1 protein-coding gene is annotated in these 263 nt (G+C 50.2%); it reads right to left on the bottom strand.

What is annotated here, in order from left to right; genetic code table 11:
- A partial coding sequence (locus UYI_RS34000) for a glycosyltransferase (protein ID WP_035139175.1) occupies positions 1-263 on the bottom strand: 263 nt, incomplete at both ends.

Below are 263 nucleotides of genomic sequence, written 5' to 3'. Positions count from 1 at the left end.
ATTGAGCCTCCCCAAGGGGCTTGCTGGATACACATAAAGACGACAGCTACTGCATTCCATAGATATCGAACTAGTGAACCCCACTGTCCAGTTTGCGGCATGTACCAACGGTTTCCTGTAGTGGCTCCTATCCGCTCATCCATTAGGGGTGCAACTAGTTCACGCAGCCAATTCGGATGGGCGATGACGTCGGCATCTATAAAAGCCACTACCTGATAAGAATCGTCCAGTGCATCGATCGCTTGCACTAATGCACTGCCTTT

This window comes from Fischerella muscicola PCC 7414 (assembly GCF_000317205.1).
Classification (GTDB): Bacteria; Cyanobacteriota; Cyanobacteriia; order Cyanobacteriales; family Nostocaceae; genus Fischerella; species Fischerella muscicola.
This window is presented reverse-complemented; position numbering and strand designations above follow the sequence as displayed.